This window comes from Massilia sp. R2A-15 (assembly GCF_030704305.1).
Classification (GTDB): Bacteria; Pseudomonadota; Gammaproteobacteria; order Burkholderiales; family Burkholderiaceae_D; genus JAFCUW01.
In genome coordinates, this window is sequence record NZ_CP131935.1 from 1,616,604 (window position 1) to 1,630,563 (window position 13,960).

Annotated in this window: 13 protein-coding genes; 11 read left to right on the forward strand and 2 right to left on the reverse strand. The window is 69.6% G+C overall.

Annotated elements, in window-relative coordinates:
- Positions 1 to 65: 65 nt before the first annotated feature.
- The 5 genes from Q4S45_RS07320 to Q4S45_RS07340 all read left to right on the forward strand — a co-directional run bounded on the left by Q4S45_RS07320 (position 66) and on the right by Q4S45_RS07340 (position 3,145).
- Positions 66 to 857: an ABC transporter permease gene (locus tag Q4S45_RS07320; RefSeq protein ID WP_305510525.1), complete on the forward strand. Its 792-nt coding sequence runs from the start codon at positions 66 to 68 to the stop codon at positions 855 to 857.
- Between the two features lie 11 nt (positions 858 to 868).
- On the forward strand, positions 869 to 1,798 hold the full coding sequence (locus tag Q4S45_RS07325) for an MlaD family protein (RefSeq protein ID WP_305510527.1): 930 nt from the start codon (positions 869 to 871) through the stop codon (positions 1,796 to 1,798).
- Positions 1,795 to 2,427, forward strand: a complete 633-nt coding sequence (locus Q4S45_RS07330; RefSeq protein WP_305510529.1) for a hypothetical protein — start codon at positions 1,795 to 1,797, stop codon at positions 2,425 to 2,427. Before Q4S45_RS07325 ends, Q4S45_RS07330 begins: the two co-directional genes overlap by 4 nt.
- 44 nt (positions 2,428 to 2,471) lie before the next feature.
- Complete coding sequence (locus Q4S45_RS07335) at positions 2,472 to 2,654, forward strand: hypothetical protein (RefSeq protein ID WP_305510530.1); 183 nt, start codon at positions 2,472 to 2,474, stop codon at positions 2,652 to 2,654.
- Positions 2,655 to 2,752: 98 nt separating this feature from the next.
- The gene (locus Q4S45_RS07340; protein WP_305510532.1) at positions 2,753 to 3,145 is read left to right on the forward strand and encodes a GYD domain-containing protein; all 393 of its coding nucleotides are present in this window, start codon (positions 2,753 to 2,755) and stop codon (positions 3,143 to 3,145) included.
- A gap of 77 nt (positions 3,146 to 3,222) precedes the next feature.
- Here Q4S45_RS07340 and Q4S45_RS07345 read toward each other — a convergent pair whose 3' ends face one another.
- Both Q4S45_RS07345 and Q4S45_RS07350 read right to left on the reverse strand, forming a co-directional pair.
- Entirely contained in the window at positions 3,223 to 4,023 is an 801-nt protein-coding gene (locus tag Q4S45_RS07345) for a hypothetical protein (protein WP_305510533.1), read from the reverse strand.
- A gap of 157 nt (positions 4,024 to 4,180) precedes the next feature.
- Positions 4,181 to 4,432 (reverse strand): hypothetical protein, encoded by a 252-nt coding sequence (locus Q4S45_RS07350; RefSeq protein WP_305510534.1) that lies wholly within the window; start codon positions 4,430 to 4,432, stop codon positions 4,181 to 4,183.
- A gap of 216 nt (positions 4,433 to 4,648) precedes the next feature.
- Here Q4S45_RS07350 and Q4S45_RS07355 point away from each other — a divergent pair, with 216 nt between their 5' ends.
- The 6 genes from Q4S45_RS07355 (at position 4,649) to Q4S45_RS07380 (ending at position 13,954) form a co-directional block, all read left to right on the forward strand.
- On the forward strand, positions 4,649 to 7,882 hold the full coding sequence (locus tag Q4S45_RS07355; RefSeq protein ID WP_305510535.1) for a penicillin-binding transpeptidase domain-containing protein: 3,234 nt from the start codon (positions 4,649 to 4,651) through the stop codon (positions 7,880 to 7,882).
- A 96-nt stretch (positions 7,883 to 7,978) separates the two neighbouring features.
- Positions 7,979 to 9,121 carry a hypothetical protein gene (locus Q4S45_RS07360; protein ID WP_305510537.1) on the forward strand — a complete coding sequence of 381 codons (1,143 nt, stop codon included), beginning with the start codon at positions 7,979 to 7,981 and terminating at the stop codon, positions 9,119 to 9,121.
- Positions 9,118 to 9,678, forward strand: coding sequence for a hypothetical protein (locus tag Q4S45_RS07365; RefSeq protein WP_305510539.1), 561 nt, complete (start codon positions 9,118 to 9,120; stop codon positions 9,676 to 9,678). The genes Q4S45_RS07360 and Q4S45_RS07365 overlap by 4 nt, the downstream gene beginning before the upstream one ends.
- 5 nt (positions 9,679 to 9,683) lie before the next feature.
- Positions 9,684 to 10,718, forward strand: coding sequence for a hypothetical protein (locus tag Q4S45_RS07370; protein ID WP_305510541.1), 1,035 nt, complete (start codon positions 9,684 to 9,686; stop codon positions 10,716 to 10,718).
- Entirely contained in the window at positions 10,715 to 11,719 is a 1,005-nt protein-coding gene (locus Q4S45_RS07375) for a hypothetical protein (RefSeq protein ID WP_305510543.1), read from the forward strand. Before Q4S45_RS07370 ends, Q4S45_RS07375 begins: the two co-directional genes overlap by 4 nt.
- 99 nt (positions 11,720 to 11,818) lie before the next feature.
- Positions 11,819 to 13,954 (forward strand): hypothetical protein, encoded by a 2,136-nt coding sequence (locus tag Q4S45_RS07380; protein WP_305510544.1) that lies wholly within the window; start codon positions 11,819 to 11,821, stop codon positions 13,952 to 13,954.
- The last annotated feature ends 6 nt before the right edge of the window (positions 13,955 to 13,960 follow it).

A 13,960-nucleotide genomic window follows, 5' to 3' on the forward strand; every position in this document is an offset into this window, starting at 1 on the left:
ATGCTCAGTATGGGTTCCAGCCTCCGCTGGAACGACGAAGATGAAGTCAGCGGTATCATAGGCGAATGCGCCTGATCCGCCTCCTCTACGTCAAGCCGACCCACTGGTTCGGTTTTGCCGCGCATTGGGCTGCAAGCTGGTGGCGCATGTTCCTGCTCGGCGCCATCGCGCTGGTGCTGGCGTTCACCCCATCGACCTACACGCGCGAACACCGCATCGCCACCGCCCGCCAGATCTACTTCGGCGCCTGGCAGGTGCTGCCGTGGTTCACCGCGCTGTCGGCGCTGGTCAGCCTGGTGATCATCCGCATCGTCCTGGTCACAGCCGTCAGCTACGGTCTGTCGCGGTTTGCGCTGGAGATGGTGGTGCGGGTGCTGGTGCTGGAACTGATTCCTTTATCGGCAGCGCTGTTCGTTGCGTTGCGCGCCGGCCTTGCGTTCAACGCCACGGCGCTGGAGCCGCTCGCCGCTGACCAGTCGCCCGACGCCACCTGGCGGCTTCGGCGCGACCTGGTTGCCGAAGTATCGGGCAACGCCTGCGCCGTGCTGACGCTGGCGCTGGTCAGCAGCGCGCTGGTGCTGGTGCTGGCCTACCTGAACGTCTATGGGCTGTCGCCGTGGGGCGTGGACGACTACACGCGCACGGTCGGCCGGGTGTTCGAGCCGACCGTGTCGATGGGCTTCGCGCTCAAGACCATCCTGTTCGGCCTTGCGGTGGCCGTGATTCCCGCCGCGGCGATCCTGGAGATCCGCCGCAGCGGCGGCGCCGACAGGTCCACCATGCAGCCTGGCGCGGTGCGCCTGCTGTTCGTTCTGTTTGTGATCGAGGCGGCCTCGCTGGCCGTCAAATACTTTTAAAAGGAGCGGGCATGACCGAACCGAATGCCGAGTCGCCGCCGCACGTCGAAGCGAAAGCGGTGATCCTGCTGATCCTGTTGATGTCGCTGATCGCGGCTTTCCTGCTGTACGTGATGTACGCCCGCGGCGTGTTCGAGCCGACCCAGCGCCTGGTGCTCGTGTCGGACGATTCAGAAGGCGTCATCCCCGGGATGGACATCACTTTCGCCGGCTTCCCGGTCGGGCGCGTGCGCCAGGTCGAACTGGCGCCGGACGGCAAGGCCCGCATCCTGGTCGATGTGCCGAAGAAGGACTCGAAGTGGCTGCGCGTGTCGAGCGTGTTCACGCTCGAGCGCGGGCTGGTCGGCGAGACGCGGCTCAAGGCGTTCAGCGGCATCCTCACCGATCCCCCGCTGGAGGAAGGCGCGACGCGCACCGTCCTGCGCGGCGACACCGCCGCCGAAATTCCGCGGCTGGTGGCAAGCGCCCGTGCGCTGCTGGAGAACCTCGATGCGATGACGCGCAGCGATTCGAGCCTGAACGCGAGCCTGGCCAACGTGCAGGTGGCGACCGGACGCCTGGCAGGCAAATACGGCCTTCTGGGCGGCGCGCTTGGCAGCGACGAGGAGGCGAAGAAGCTGATGCTCACGCTCGATCGGGTCAATGCCCTGCTGGCCAACGCCGACCGGCGCGTGTTCGGCAAGAACGGCGTGATGGACGACACCGAGGCCGCCGTCGAACAGCTGCATGTGCTGTTGAAGGACGCCAGCGTCACGCTCAAAAAGGTCGATGCGGTGCTGGTCGAGGCGCAGGCAGTCGGCAAGAATGCGCGCTTGGCGACCGAGGACTTGGGCGCCTTGCGCGCGGAAGTCGATGCGAGCCTGCACAAGGTGACGCGCCTGGTCGATGAAATCAACCGCAAATGGCCATTCGCCAAGAAGACGGAGCTGAAACTGCCATGAAGACGATCCTGATATGCGCCGCGCTGGTGCTGGCCGGATGCGCGAGCAAACCGGCCGAACCATCGTGGCGCACCAATGCGGCCGACTCGCTGAAAAACTTCACCGACGAATACCTGAAGGGCAATAGCGCGATCGCCGCCAACGACTTCGCGCGCGCCCGCAGCGAGATGGCCAGCACAGGCCGGTTTGATCTGGTGGCGCACGCGGAGCTGGTGCGCTGCGCCGTCTACACCGCCAGCGTCGTGGTGGGCGAATGCGAAGGCTTCGCGCCGCTGGCGGCCGATGCCACGCCGGTCGAACGCGCTTATGCGGCCTACCTGGCGGGCCGCTGGCAGGGACTCGATGCGGCGCTGCTGCCGGAGCAGCACCAGGCGATAGCGCGCGGCGCCGGATCCCTGGCCGCGGTGGCCGATCCGTTGTCGCGGCTGGTCGCGGCGGGCGCGATGCTGCAGGCCGGCCGGATTGCGCCGGCCGACATCGCCACCGCGACGGAGACTGCCTCGGCGCAGGGCTGGCGCCGGCCTCTGCTCACCTGGCTGGGCATCGCCGCGCAGCGTGCCCGGGCCGCCGGCGATACTGCGGAACTGGCGCGCATCGAGCGCCGCATCGCACTCGCGACGCCGCACTGACCGGTGCGCCCGCCTCTCAAGCGCATCGATTGGTGCATTTCTAAATGACGAACATCACCATGACGCTCAACTTTACCGACACCGAAGTCGCCTACCTGCTGATCTCTCTGAAACGCTACGAGGCCCAGCTTCTTTCGAGCGAAGACGAAGACATGGAAGACGGCGTGACTGATCTTCTTTTCGTTCAAGCACTGCAAAAGAAACTCCAAGGCGCCGGCGAACCATAGCCTTTCCGCCACCGCCCGCACGCCGCGCGTGCACGCGCCAGCGCGAGGAAAGCGTGTCAGAATGAGCCATCTTCTCTTGAATGCGGAAGGGGATTGCCATGGCCAAATATCTGATCGAAGCGAGCTACCGCGCTGAAGGCATCGCCGGTCTGCTCAAGGAGGGCGGGACGGGACGCCGCACCGCGGTCGACGAACTGTTCAGCTCGTTGGGCGGGAAGGTCGAGTCCATGCATTACGCTTTCGGCGACGAGGACGTCTTCATCATTGGCGAGCTGCCCGACAATAGCGCCGCCGCCGCGCTGTCGATGAAGGTCAACGCTGCCGGCGCCGCGGCCTGCAAGGTCGTCGTGCTGATGACGACCCAGGAAATCGATAGCGCAATCAAGAAGTCGAGCCGGTATCGGCCGCCGGGCCATGACCTCCCCCCGGAGGAAGTCAACTGGGAGGGCGAGGGCGGACACCTCAGACAGGAGTCCCCGCCGCCGGTCTGACGGGCTCGGGCACCTCGTCCGCCGCATGAATCGCCACATCGAAAAAAAGGCGCCGCAGCGCCTTTTTTGATCCCGCTCTAGTTGCGGTACGGGTTGTCCGGACGGGCGTCGCGGTTGTTCGGTACGCCGTCGCCGTCACGATCCCTGTCGTACCGGTTCGGCACGCCGTCGCGGTCCTGGTCGCGGCGCCCTTGCTCGTAGCGGTCCGGGATGCCGTCGCGGTCACGGTCGCGGCCATGCTCGTAACGGTCGGGAATGCCGTCACGGTCGCGGTCACGGCCATGCTCGTAGCGGTCGGGGATGCCGTCCCGGTCGCGGTCGTGGCCGCCGCGCGGATTCCAGCGCGGCTGCTCGAAAAACCAGCGGCCGTCGCGCTGCACCCAGACCGGTTGCGAGTACACGTAGCCGGGACGCTCCGCGACCCAGATCCCCGGGATCCATTCATAGCGGTTGCCGCGCCAGTCCCAGTAACCCGACTGCCATACATAGCCATGCCGTGCGCGCGGGATGCGCTCGTAGCGCGGCGCCGGCGGGGCGATGCGAATGTCGTCGTAGCGCACCTGGGCGACGGGCTGCCAGCCGCCTGTCACCAGGCGGTAGCCGCCGCCGTCACGGATCCACTCGCTGCTGCGATAGTGGTAACCGCTGCGCTCCGGCTCCCAGTGGCCGGCGATCCACACGTGGCGGCCGCCTTCCCAGTTCCAGTAGCCCGGTGCCCAGACGTAGCCGTGGCGCGGCGCGGGCACGCTTTCGAAACGCGGCGCCGGCGGCGCGGTTTGGATCACCACGTTGAAGCCCGGTTGCGCCAGTGCGGGCAACGGCATCCAGGCTGCGGCGCCGAGGGTGATCAGTGTTGCGAGTGTCAGTGTACGTTTCATTTTGGTCTCCGTTTCAAAAGCCTGCGATTCAATATATCAAGCCGGCGCGGCCTTGCGGAGATTTGATGAATTTGCTTACAACTGAAACAGATGACGCCCAAATCGATGTGCGCCAACGCACGGAAGGGGCCAATCTTGCGAACTGGCCCCGTGCAAATCAGATGCGGTTGCGGGTCGCTTCCTGCTTTGCCAGCAGGCGCTCATCTTCCAGCGAGCGCTGCTTCTCGAGCGCGGTCATGCGCTTGGCGGGAACCGACACGACGGCCATCTTCGACGGCGTCGCCACGCTCGTGCTGATCGCTTGCGCGGCGGGGGCGGCGGTTTCGGGCGAGCCCACCAGGTTGGCGGCGGAGACGGCCACACCGAGGGCCACGGCGAAAACGGCTTCGAAGTTTTTGAGGACGTTCATGGTAGTTCCTTTCAGTGTGGCGTTGCGATGACTGCACTGTAGCCAAGCGCCGGCGCCCTCGCCAGCCGGTTGCGACGAGTCGCCGATTTTGCGTCCCGGCCTGCAAAAAAAGGCGACGAAGCGCAGTAGCGAACCCGGCCTTTTTCGCCTCCCCCCCGCTAAGGCTGAGCAGACGGCGTGCGCAGGTGCGGACCCGCCTTTCCTGACGGGGAACCCATGCAAGGCTCGATCCGAAACCTGGTGCGCCAGGCGCGCGCGCGGCACGTCGCATGGCGTCGCGCGCGCAACCTGAACGCGGCAACGCGCGCCGGCGCCCGGCCGCGTACGAAACCCGCTGCAACGCCCGCCTTGCGCATTAGGGTCCGCCCGGCCGCGCTCACGGCGGTGCACTGGATCGGTGCGGCGGGCGCGCTGGCGGCGCTGGGCGGCGCCTTGCTGCTCGCCGCGCACGCGCGCAGCCTCGCGGTGGCCGGCGACGTTCCCGGCACCGGCGGCCTGCCGCATCCGGTGGCCGCGTTCCAGCCCGCGCTGCCGGGCATCGCGTTCAGCGTGCCTGAGCAAGGCGGGATTACGGTGGAGGAGCACGAGGCGGGCGCGCTGCTGGTCGCCGCCGGCATGCGCAGCGCGCCGCCGTTGCGCATCGACCTGTGCGCGCAGATGGCGGGCACGCGGGACGGCCGCCTGCTGACGATCCGGATCGGTTACGGCTTCGACGAAGTGGCGCGCTGGGCCGAACGCGCCGCGAGGGTGGCGCCGCTGCGCAACGTCGCGCTCAGCGGCCCGGACACGGCCGACATGCCGCGCGTGCAGGTCAGCGGAAACGCCATCAGAGATTTCGCCGCGCCCGACGCCGAGCCGCTGCAGCTGCGCTGGGACAGCGCCGATCGCGCGGTGCGCTGGATCGGCGACGCGGACTGGGGCAAGCCGGGTCAGGGCGCTCACGGCCAGGTCGCGCTGCGGCGTGACGGCTGGCTGGTGTGGCGCCGCGACGCCGCGATGCATATCCAGCGCCGTGCCGGCGGCGCCTGTCCCGCGGGCGAACTGGTGGTGCAGGTGGTGCGCACGGCGCCATCGACATCCGCCGCCAGGGCCCAGGTGACGGCATATCCGTCGAACGGACAGCCGGTGACCGCATGGCTGGCCGCGGGACGCTACCTGGTGCCGATCGACCCCGCGCGCGGCGTGGAAGACCAGGCGTTGTTCCAGGAGCTGCGGCGGCGCGGCATGATCCGCCTGGGCGCCGGTGGCCTGGCGGAACTGGCGCCGCGCGACCTGGCCGCGTGGCGCGCCGCTCCTGCCCCCGAGAGGGCGGGCCAGCTGGCCGGATGGGACAAGGTGGTGCTGGATCCGGCCGGCGTGAAGGTGCTGCGGCGCCTGTACCGCATGGCCGACGGCGAATACGTACGGGAACAGATACGCGTTTTCAATGGCGAGCGGCGCCTGCTGGCATGGCGCGTGCCGCAAGCAGCGCGCGAAGGGCAATGGCAGGCCAGCGTGGCAGGGGCGCCCGCCTCGCAGAGCAGCGCGATGCCGGCGTCGGCGGCGCGCCTGTTCACCGGGCTCGCCCAGGGATGGGCGCCGTGGACCCGTATCGACGCGTGGCCCGGCGGCGGCGCCGCGCGCCTGACGCTCGACCTCGCGCAGCCGGCGCAGGGCGGCGAAGCCGTGAAGCTGATGCTGATCGGGCGCGCCGCCAACGTGCAGGGTGCGCGCGTGCGCACGGCGCAGGATGCCTGCGGCGGGCGGGCCTGCCCCTCGCGCGACGCCGCCCAGGTGCTGGTGCTGGAACTGCTGCCCGGCGCGCGCAGCGTGTCGCTCGACGCCACGCCCCTCGACATGACGGCGCTGGCGATGCCGGGCGACCTGCAGTACCGCCACCTGCGCGTCGTCGGCGGGCAGCTAGACTGGCAGCAGCTTGCGCCGATGGCCGCGCCGCGGCCGGCCGCCCTGGCCGAGGTGACGCTGGAAGACCGCAATGGTGTGCCACTGTGGAGCGCCGGTGCGCCGACGCGCGCGGCGATCGACGCGGGCCTTGCGCCTTTGCTCGGCATCCGGCCCGATCACGCCAGCAGCGTGGCCGGCATGCTGGCACGGCTGCCGGCGCCCGGCGGCACGCCGCACGACGCGCGCCTGACGCTAGACCTTGCGCTGCAGGCGGCCAGCCAGGGCGCCCTCGACTGCATCGGCATGCGGCGCGGCCGCTGGGACGGCAAATCGTGCAGCGGCGGCTCGCCCGCCCCGGCCGGAAGGCACGCCGGCATCGTCATCCTCGACACCGAAACCGGCGACATCCTGGCGGCGGCCGGCGCCGGCAACGCGCCCGTCTCCGCGGCGAACTGGAACGAAGTGCGCAATTTCGACCGCACCGACCCGGCGCGCAGCCCCTTGCGGCTGCCGGCCCTGCAGCACGACGGCGGCGCCCATTCGAGTCCCGGCTCGACCTTCAAGGTGATCAGCGCGATGGGCCTAGAACAAGCCGCGCGGCGCGATCCGCAGCTCGAAGCGCTGCTGGCGGGAATGCCGCTGCCGGCGATCAACCGGGTGGCAAGCGAAAAGGGCTTCGCGTTCCGCACCGACGCCTCGGTCTATCCGGTGTCGGCCACGCTGGCGCACATCACCAACTACAAGGACCAGCACCTGGACCGGCGCGCGCAGGACGGCAGGCTGGGTTTGGCGCAGGCGCTGACATACAGCCTGAACACCTGGTTCGCCTGGTCGGGAGAACTGAGCGACCGCAGCCTGTTCGGCCGCGCCGAGGGCGGCGCGCCCGATCTGCAGCCGCTTGAACCGGGCGCGCTCGACAGCGTGCGGCCGATCGTCGCCATGGCGCACCGCCTCGGATTCGGCCAGGCGCTGCGTCTCGACGCCGGCCTGCTGCCGGCCGATTTCGGCTGGTCGGCGTGGGATGCGCTTCAAGCCAGCCCTTCGAACATCGACCCGATCCACACCCGCCACGAGCTGCGCCAGATGTCGATCGGCCTGCGCATGCAAGTCACGCCGCTGCAGATGGCGCTGGCCGCCGGGGCGGTCGGCCAGGGCAGGGTGATCGCCCCGCGCCTGCTGCTCTCGCTCGACAAGCGCAACGCCGTGGAAGCGCCGATGCCGCCGCTCGGCGTGCGGCTGGACCGCATCCGGGCCGGCATGAAAGGCGTGGTGGACGTCGGCACCGCGGCCGGCGCCTTCCGCGACAAGCGCTTCGACGGATTGCGCACGCGCCTGTCCGGCAAGACCGGCACTGCGCCCACCGGCCCGCAGGGCGGCGGCGACTCGGCCACCGTCTGGTTCACCGGCTGGCTGGAGCCGGGCAGCCTGCCTCGCCAGCCGCACCGGCTGGCGCTGGCAGCCTTCGTCAGCCACTCCGACGCCACCGGCGGCGAACACGCGGCGCCGGTCGTCGCGGCGGTGCTGGCGTCCGCGCTTGCGCAGAATCATGAACAGAAGGGTAAATAGGCGGTTCAAGCGCGCCTTGCGGACCGCGGTTGTATGGCATGATTTTGATGTGTCCGCCACCGGGCGGACCGGCCAACGACGATTCGAGGAAAGGGTATGCGCCTGCCGGGGACCCGCTACCAGGAGCACGGGTGGGAACAAGTGCGCAAGATGCTGGGACTGTGCTCCCTGGCGGCGTTCGCCCATGCCTCGCCGGCGCGCCTGCTCGATCCTGGCTGCCGCCCGGCCGCCTTGTCCGAATATGTCGACCATACATCGGGCGCCTTGCGCGCCACTTGGCGGTCGGCGCGCGCGGAAACGCCCGCCAACAGCTACGGCGAGAGCGTGCTGGAACTGGCGCTCGGCCTGCTGTTCGAATTGCAGGCTCGGCCCGCCGACTGGGACGCGTTCGCCGTCGCGGTGGAGAACGAGCACGGAAAGATCGGCGCGTTCTGGGACCAGGCCGGCGGCGACGCGATCCTGCGCAAGAAGGTCAACGACATGTACGCGGTCCTGCGCGACAAGGTCGATTCGGACAACTACCAGGTCGCGTGCGGGCGCAGCTGCAGTCCCAACAAGATGTACGCCTACCGCATGATCGACACCGCGTACGGCGACATCGCCCGGATCTTCGACGCCTGGCGCCAGCATCCGGGCCAGGTCGGCGCCATCCTCGGGCGCGAAGTGGGCGCGGCGGCGGCCCCGATCGAAGTGCGCCAGATGAAGTCGATCGCCGGCTGCAAGCCGGAATGGGTGATCAACTGGAGCGAGTCGCGCGAGCGGTTCACCGGCGCCCCGGGTCCCTTGCATACCCGCTCGAAGCGCTTCGCGAGCTTGAGACACTGCCCGGACCGGATCGGCGCGATGCTGCGCGAGATTGGCGACTACGAAGAACTGTCGGCCAACCGCGACTGCGACTGGCAGCAGGACGGCGTGGACGCCGCGGGCTGGCTGGACGACCTGGCCCGCGTGTTCGACGAAGCGGAGCGCGAGCCCGATGTTTCACCGGCCCCCGGCTACATGAATCTGATGAGCGCCGCCGGGCCGATGGCAGGCCAATCGCTGCCCGTGCGCCTGGCGGTGTACCTGAAAATGCTGGGGGCGCACGACGACAGCTATCCTGCCGAATGGCTCGATCCCGTCACCGGCGAACTGCCGACGATGCAGCAGCTGGCGATGATGGACCAGGTCTCGTTGCCGACGCTGCGCAAGCGGCGCGACGCCGCCATCGCCACGCTCCTTGGGGCGCAGCGACCATGAAGGAGAACGATGTGAAGACCCTCGACGACAAGCTGCGCGAGAAGCTGCTGCTGTCACGCCGCGTTGAAGGCGACCGGCTGATGCTCGACGACGCCGTGCTGAACGCAGCCCTGGACGGCAGCCGCCCCCTGGGCGCAGGCGAGAAGAAGGCGCTCGCGGATTCCCCGCTGACCCTGCGCCGCCTGCGCCAGTTGTCGATCGCCCGTGCGGCTTCGGGCAACGTATGGTCGGGCAGCGACGGCATGCTGCGCGCCGCGTCGGGCGGCGCAGCGGTCGAACAGCTGGCGACCGACGACAGCCACTGGGCCTTGCACTTCCTGCCTCAGGGTGCTGGCTGGCAGGTGATCCTGAAGCTCGCCGCCGCCGCGCCGTTCGCGCCGCAGCTGATGCGCGAACAGCCGATGCTGCGCGTGACCGACGGCGGCGGCGCTATCGTCCTGCAGGGACGCCTGGACGCCGACGGCGAGTGCGAAAACGCGTGGCCGTTCGAGACTCCCCCGGCGCAGCATTTCCAGCAGTTCGGCGCGCGCTTCGCGGTCGAACCGGTGAGGATCTGAGCACGATGGCTGGCCTCTTCAAATGGCCTGAGCGCGGCCCCGTCGTGGATACGTCGGGGCTGGGTGCCGCCGTGATTGCGATGCCGCTGCCTGCCGGAGCCGCCGTTCCGCCCGGGTGCGCCGCGGTGCTGGTGGACCGCGGCGGTCGCACCCGGCGCGCGCCCGACGGCGCCAGGCTCGCGCCGGAGCCCGGCGAAACCGCATGGGCCTTCCACCCCGGCCCCTACCATGCCGACCTGGCTCCCTTCGCGCAGGCTCCCGAAATCGGCCTGCGCGTGGCCTTTGCGATCGACAGCCCCGATCCGCGCGTGGCGCAGCAGCGGTTCGACCTGTACCTGGCCAGCGAAGCGGCCGATGCGGTCCCGCTGGACCGGTTCTGCGAGGCGATCCAGGCCGCGCTGCGCCACGAACTGTCGCAGGGCCACCTCGAACTGCCGCCTTGCACGACGCTGGCCGAGTGGAATGCGTTTCGCGCCGGCTTCAACCAGCTTCTGTACATGCGCTTCGGTGTAACGGTGGAAGAGTGCGTGCCGGCCGACCTTGGCGAAACGGTCGATTTCGCGCAGATCCTTTTGGCGCGCCGCGAATCCGCTCCCGAATCGGCGAGCGCCGTCGCGCCTGCGGCAGCGCCGGAGCCGCTGTCGGACGCGCGCGCGCTGCGCCGGCTGTTCCTCGAACTGCCATGCGTGATGTGCGGCCTGCGCCTTGCCGTGCTGCCTTCAGGCGCAGGGTTGTTCCGCCGCCACCAGGAACTGCTGCAGCGGCTGGACCTGGCCAACCTGTCGGCTGCGACGATGCCGGCGCTGGAGCTGGCGGCGCCGGGGGTGCCGCTCGACGCGTGCCAGCAGGCGCGGCGCATCCGGCAGGTCCGGCGCGCGGTCGCCGCCCTCGACGAGGCCTGGGCGCTGCTGGCGCGCCTGCAGCCGGGCGGCGACGCGCAGATGGCCGGCCTGTTCGACGAGGCCGAGCGCATCGTCGCCAACCTCGAATACCATACCGGCGAGCGCCGTCTCGCGCTGTCCGAAAGCGAGCCGGCATGAACCGCTTGCCCGACAGCGCCGAATGCTGCAGCCTGCTCGCCGACGGGACCATCCTGACGGCGACGGCGACCCGGCGGCCGCGCGCCGACCGCGCCGACATCAAGTGCAGCGGCGCCGGATCGCCGGCGCTGGCCGAGCGCATGCTGCAGGTGCTGCGCCTGGCGCGCCACACCGAGCCGCGTTTCGACAGCCGCGACCAGGTCGTGGTGAGCATCGACCGCGCCCCTGGCATCCACGAGCGCGACTGGGAACTGGCGGTGGTGCTGGCCGACCGCATCGTGCGCGGGGTCTGGCAGCCGTCCGCGCCGGCCCTGGCGAACGGCTGGTCCGATACATGGGAACTGGGACGGATCGGCGGCCATGCGGTTGGCGGCGCGCCCCAGCACGCGCTGCTGGGCGGGCCGGACGGACTGGCGCATCTCGGCATGCTGACCGGCCAGCCGGACCAAGCGGGGGCGGTGTCGTCGGCGCGCGCCTGGTTCCCGCTGCACAGCGGCGGCATCAACGACAGCCTGTGCTGGGTCGAGGTCAGCGTTTTTCCGCTGGCGCGCGAAGCCGGCGAGGAAGAAGACGCGATCGCCACGCCCGGCCTGGACCTGACGCAGCAGCTGGCGGTGCGCCAGGCCCTGGCCGGCGCGCGCCATTTCGACGGACGCGGCCTGGGGCGCTGGCGCAGCGTGGTGCGTTTCGGCCAGCCTCGCTTTCACGGCAATTCCTTCGAGCTGGCGCTGGTGATGGCCGACCGCCTCGCGCGCGGGCGCGAGTTCCTGCCGCGCGGCCGGATTATCGCCACCGGCTGCTCCGGCGCCTGGCATGCGGGGCGGGTCGATCCGGTCGATGGACGCGAGCCGAAATGCGCGCTGATATTGCAGCAGGCGGTCGACGGCGACCGTATCCTGCTGCCGGCCGCGTGGGAAAACGAGCTGGCGCCCGGGTTCGCGCAGGCGGTGCGCGCCAAGGGCGCCAGCGTGGCCTGCGTCGGGCGCATCGGGATCATCTAGACAATAGCGGCGCACGCCTCGCGTGCGTCATGTAAAAGCATGCCTGCCCCTGCTAGAATCGAAGCGGGAGGGCCACGGATAGAATAACCAGGAGTCGATATGTTCCAGATGTTTGGATTTGGCGGCGTCAAATGTCCGCGCTGCGAGCACAAGAACGCCGACGGCGCGGGCTACTGCGCCCAGTGCGGGCTGACGCTCGGCGCGCCGCGCAACGAGCCCGTGCTGCGCGAGAACCGCTGGATCCCCGGCCCCGGCGAACTGGCCGTGTTCTTCGGCGTGCGCGAGCTTTCGGGCCTGTTCGTCAAGACGCTGCGCGTGCCGGCCACCACGCGCGCCTATATTCTGCAGGGCGACAAGGCCACCGAGGTGCCGCAGGGCGAATACGAAATCGAGGGCTTCTTCACGCGCCTGAACCACCTGCTGCGCAACCAGCACGCCGAAATCCTGATCACCCGCAGCGCCGCCATGCCGGTCCAGTTCGAATTTAACGACTTGCCGACCGCCGAGCACCTGCCCGTTGCGGCCAGCGTCACCGTCAGCGTGCGGATCGAGCAGGTAGCCGCCTTCGCGCGCCACTTCATGACCCTGCCGGGCACCGTCACGACGGAACACCTGCGCGAGCTGCTGGCGCCATCGGTGCGCCAGCTGGCCGCCGAATTCATCGCCGGTCAGTCGCTGCGCGACATGGCGCGCAATCCGGAACTGCGGGCCCAGCTCGACGAACGGCTGCAGGGCGCGTTGAAGATGCGGCTGGCGCAGTACGGGCTGGCGGCGGTGCAGGTCGATACGGTGTCGCTGAAGCACGACAAATTCGACGCCAGCCGCGAGCGCATCGGCACCTTGTGGCTGGTGGTTGACGACCGCCACGTCGAACTCGAACATGCGAAGCAGCTCGACCAGCTGTACGACGACGCCGAATGGCAGCGCATCCACCGCGAGGAACTCGAAAGCCGGCTGCGCTACCGCCGCGCCGAGCTGCGCCAGGATGAAGCCATCGAACGCGCCGAGCTGTCTCTGCAAAACACCGAGCGCATGCAGGCGGTGCGCGCGCGCGAGATCGAGCTGTATTCGCGCGTCGTCGAGTCGAAGAACCGCAAGCAAGCGATCGAGCGCGGCGCCGGCGACGTGCTGGCCGAACTGGAGCACGAGCTGGCCAAGAAGGACGCGGCGCGCGCCGACGAATCGGCCGACTGGGCGCACCTGCGCCACATCGCCCAGATCCGCATGCGCACCGAACTGGAGATCTCGCAGCAGGAAGCGCTGGAGGCACGCCAGCTGGCGCAGCAGCGTTTTTCGCACCGGCTGCTGCAGCAGCAGATCGAGAACAAGGTCGCGCAGGCGATGCTGATCGAAGACGAGTCGCGCAAGCGCGCCGAACTCGATCGCCTGCAGTCGGGCCAGAAGGCGGCGGCGCGGCGCCTGGCCGAGATCGAGGAAGAGGAGCACAAGGCCAGGTGGCAGTCGCTGGCGCTGATCAACGCGGCGCACAAGCGCGAGGCCGAGCGCATGCAGGAATGGGAAAACCAAGTGGCGCTGGAGCGCCAGCATGAACTGCTGCGCGGCGGCTCGCTGCTGGCCGAGGAGACCAACCAGAAGCTGGAAGCGATGCGGCGCGAAGGCGCCACGGCCGAATCGATCGCCCAGTACGAAAAGCTGCTGCGCACGATCGAGGCCGACGGCGTGCAGTCACGCCAGGCGCAGAAACTGGCGCTCGAAGGCGAGGAGGCGCGGCTCGCGATGAAGCGGCAGGCGCAGGAAGCCGAATGGCAGCACGAGCTGCGCCGCCTGGAGCATGAGCGCGAGGACAAGTTCGCGCACCTGGCGCATCTGGCCGACATGGCGCGCATCGAAATTGCGCGGGTCGAGGCGATCGGCGCGATGGGCGACACTGCCAAGGTGGCGCTGGCTGCGGCGCCGAACGCCGCCGCGCTGGCCGATTACATGAAGACGCAGGTCCATGCGGGAATGAGTCCGCAGCAGCTGGCGGCGCTGGCCGGCGTGGTCGGCGCCACCAACAACGTCACTGCGCAGGAAGCGTCGCGCATGGCGGAGCAGCGCGTGCAGCAGGAAGCGGCGCGGCGCGACGCCGAGGTGGACAAGGACCGGCGCCACCAGCTCGACCTGGTCAATTTGCAGCATGACCTGCAGCGGGGCACGCCGCGCTGCGACAACGGCCACGCGGCGCAGCCGGGCGACCGCTTCTGCGCGCAGTGCGGCGCGGCCCTCCGACCCTGACTGGAA

Coding starts and splice junctions, on each gene's coding strand:
- Q4S45_RS07320 (WP_305510525.1), top strand. CDS start 66: ATGCGCCTGATCCGCCTCCTCTACGTCAAGCCGACCCACTGGTTCGGT.
- Q4S45_RS07325 (WP_305510527.1), top strand. CDS start 869: ATGACCGAACCGAATGCCGAGTCGCCGCCGCACGTCGAAGCGAAAGCG.
- Q4S45_RS07330 (WP_305510529.1), top strand. CDS start 1,795: ATGAAGACGATCCTGATATGCGCCGCGCTGGTGCTGGCCGGATGCGCG.
- Q4S45_RS07335 (WP_305510530.1), top strand. CDS start 2,472: ATGACGAACATCACCATGACGCTCAACTTTACCGACACCGAAGTCGCC.
- Q4S45_RS07340 (WP_305510532.1), top strand. CDS start 2,753: ATGGCCAAATATCTGATCGAAGCGAGCTACCGCGCTGAAGGCATCGCC.
- Q4S45_RS07345 (WP_305510533.1), bottom strand. CDS start 4,023: ATGAAACGTACACTGACACTCGCAACACTGATCACCCTCGGCGCCGCA.
- Q4S45_RS07350 (WP_305510534.1), bottom strand. CDS start 4,432: ATGAACGTCCTCAAAAACTTCGAAGCCGTTTTCGCCGTGGCCCTCGGT.
- Q4S45_RS07355 (WP_305510535.1), top strand. CDS start 4,649: ATGCAAGGCTCGATCCGAAACCTGGTGCGCCAGGCGCGCGCGCGGCAC.
- Q4S45_RS07360 (WP_305510537.1), top strand. CDS start 7,979: ATGCGCCTGCCGGGGACCCGCTACCAGGAGCACGGGTGGGAACAAGTG.
- Q4S45_RS07365 (WP_305510539.1), top strand. CDS start 9,118: ATGAAGGAGAACGATGTGAAGACCCTCGACGACAAGCTGCGCGAGAAG.
- Q4S45_RS07370 (WP_305510541.1), top strand. CDS start 9,684: ATGGCTGGCCTCTTCAAATGGCCTGAGCGCGGCCCCGTCGTGGATACG.
- Q4S45_RS07375 (WP_305510543.1), top strand. CDS start 10,715: ATGAACCGCTTGCCCGACAGCGCCGAATGCTGCAGCCTGCTCGCCGAC.
- Q4S45_RS07380 (WP_305510544.1), top strand. CDS start 11,819: ATGTTCCAGATGTTTGGATTTGGCGGCGTCAAATGTCCGCGCTGCGAG.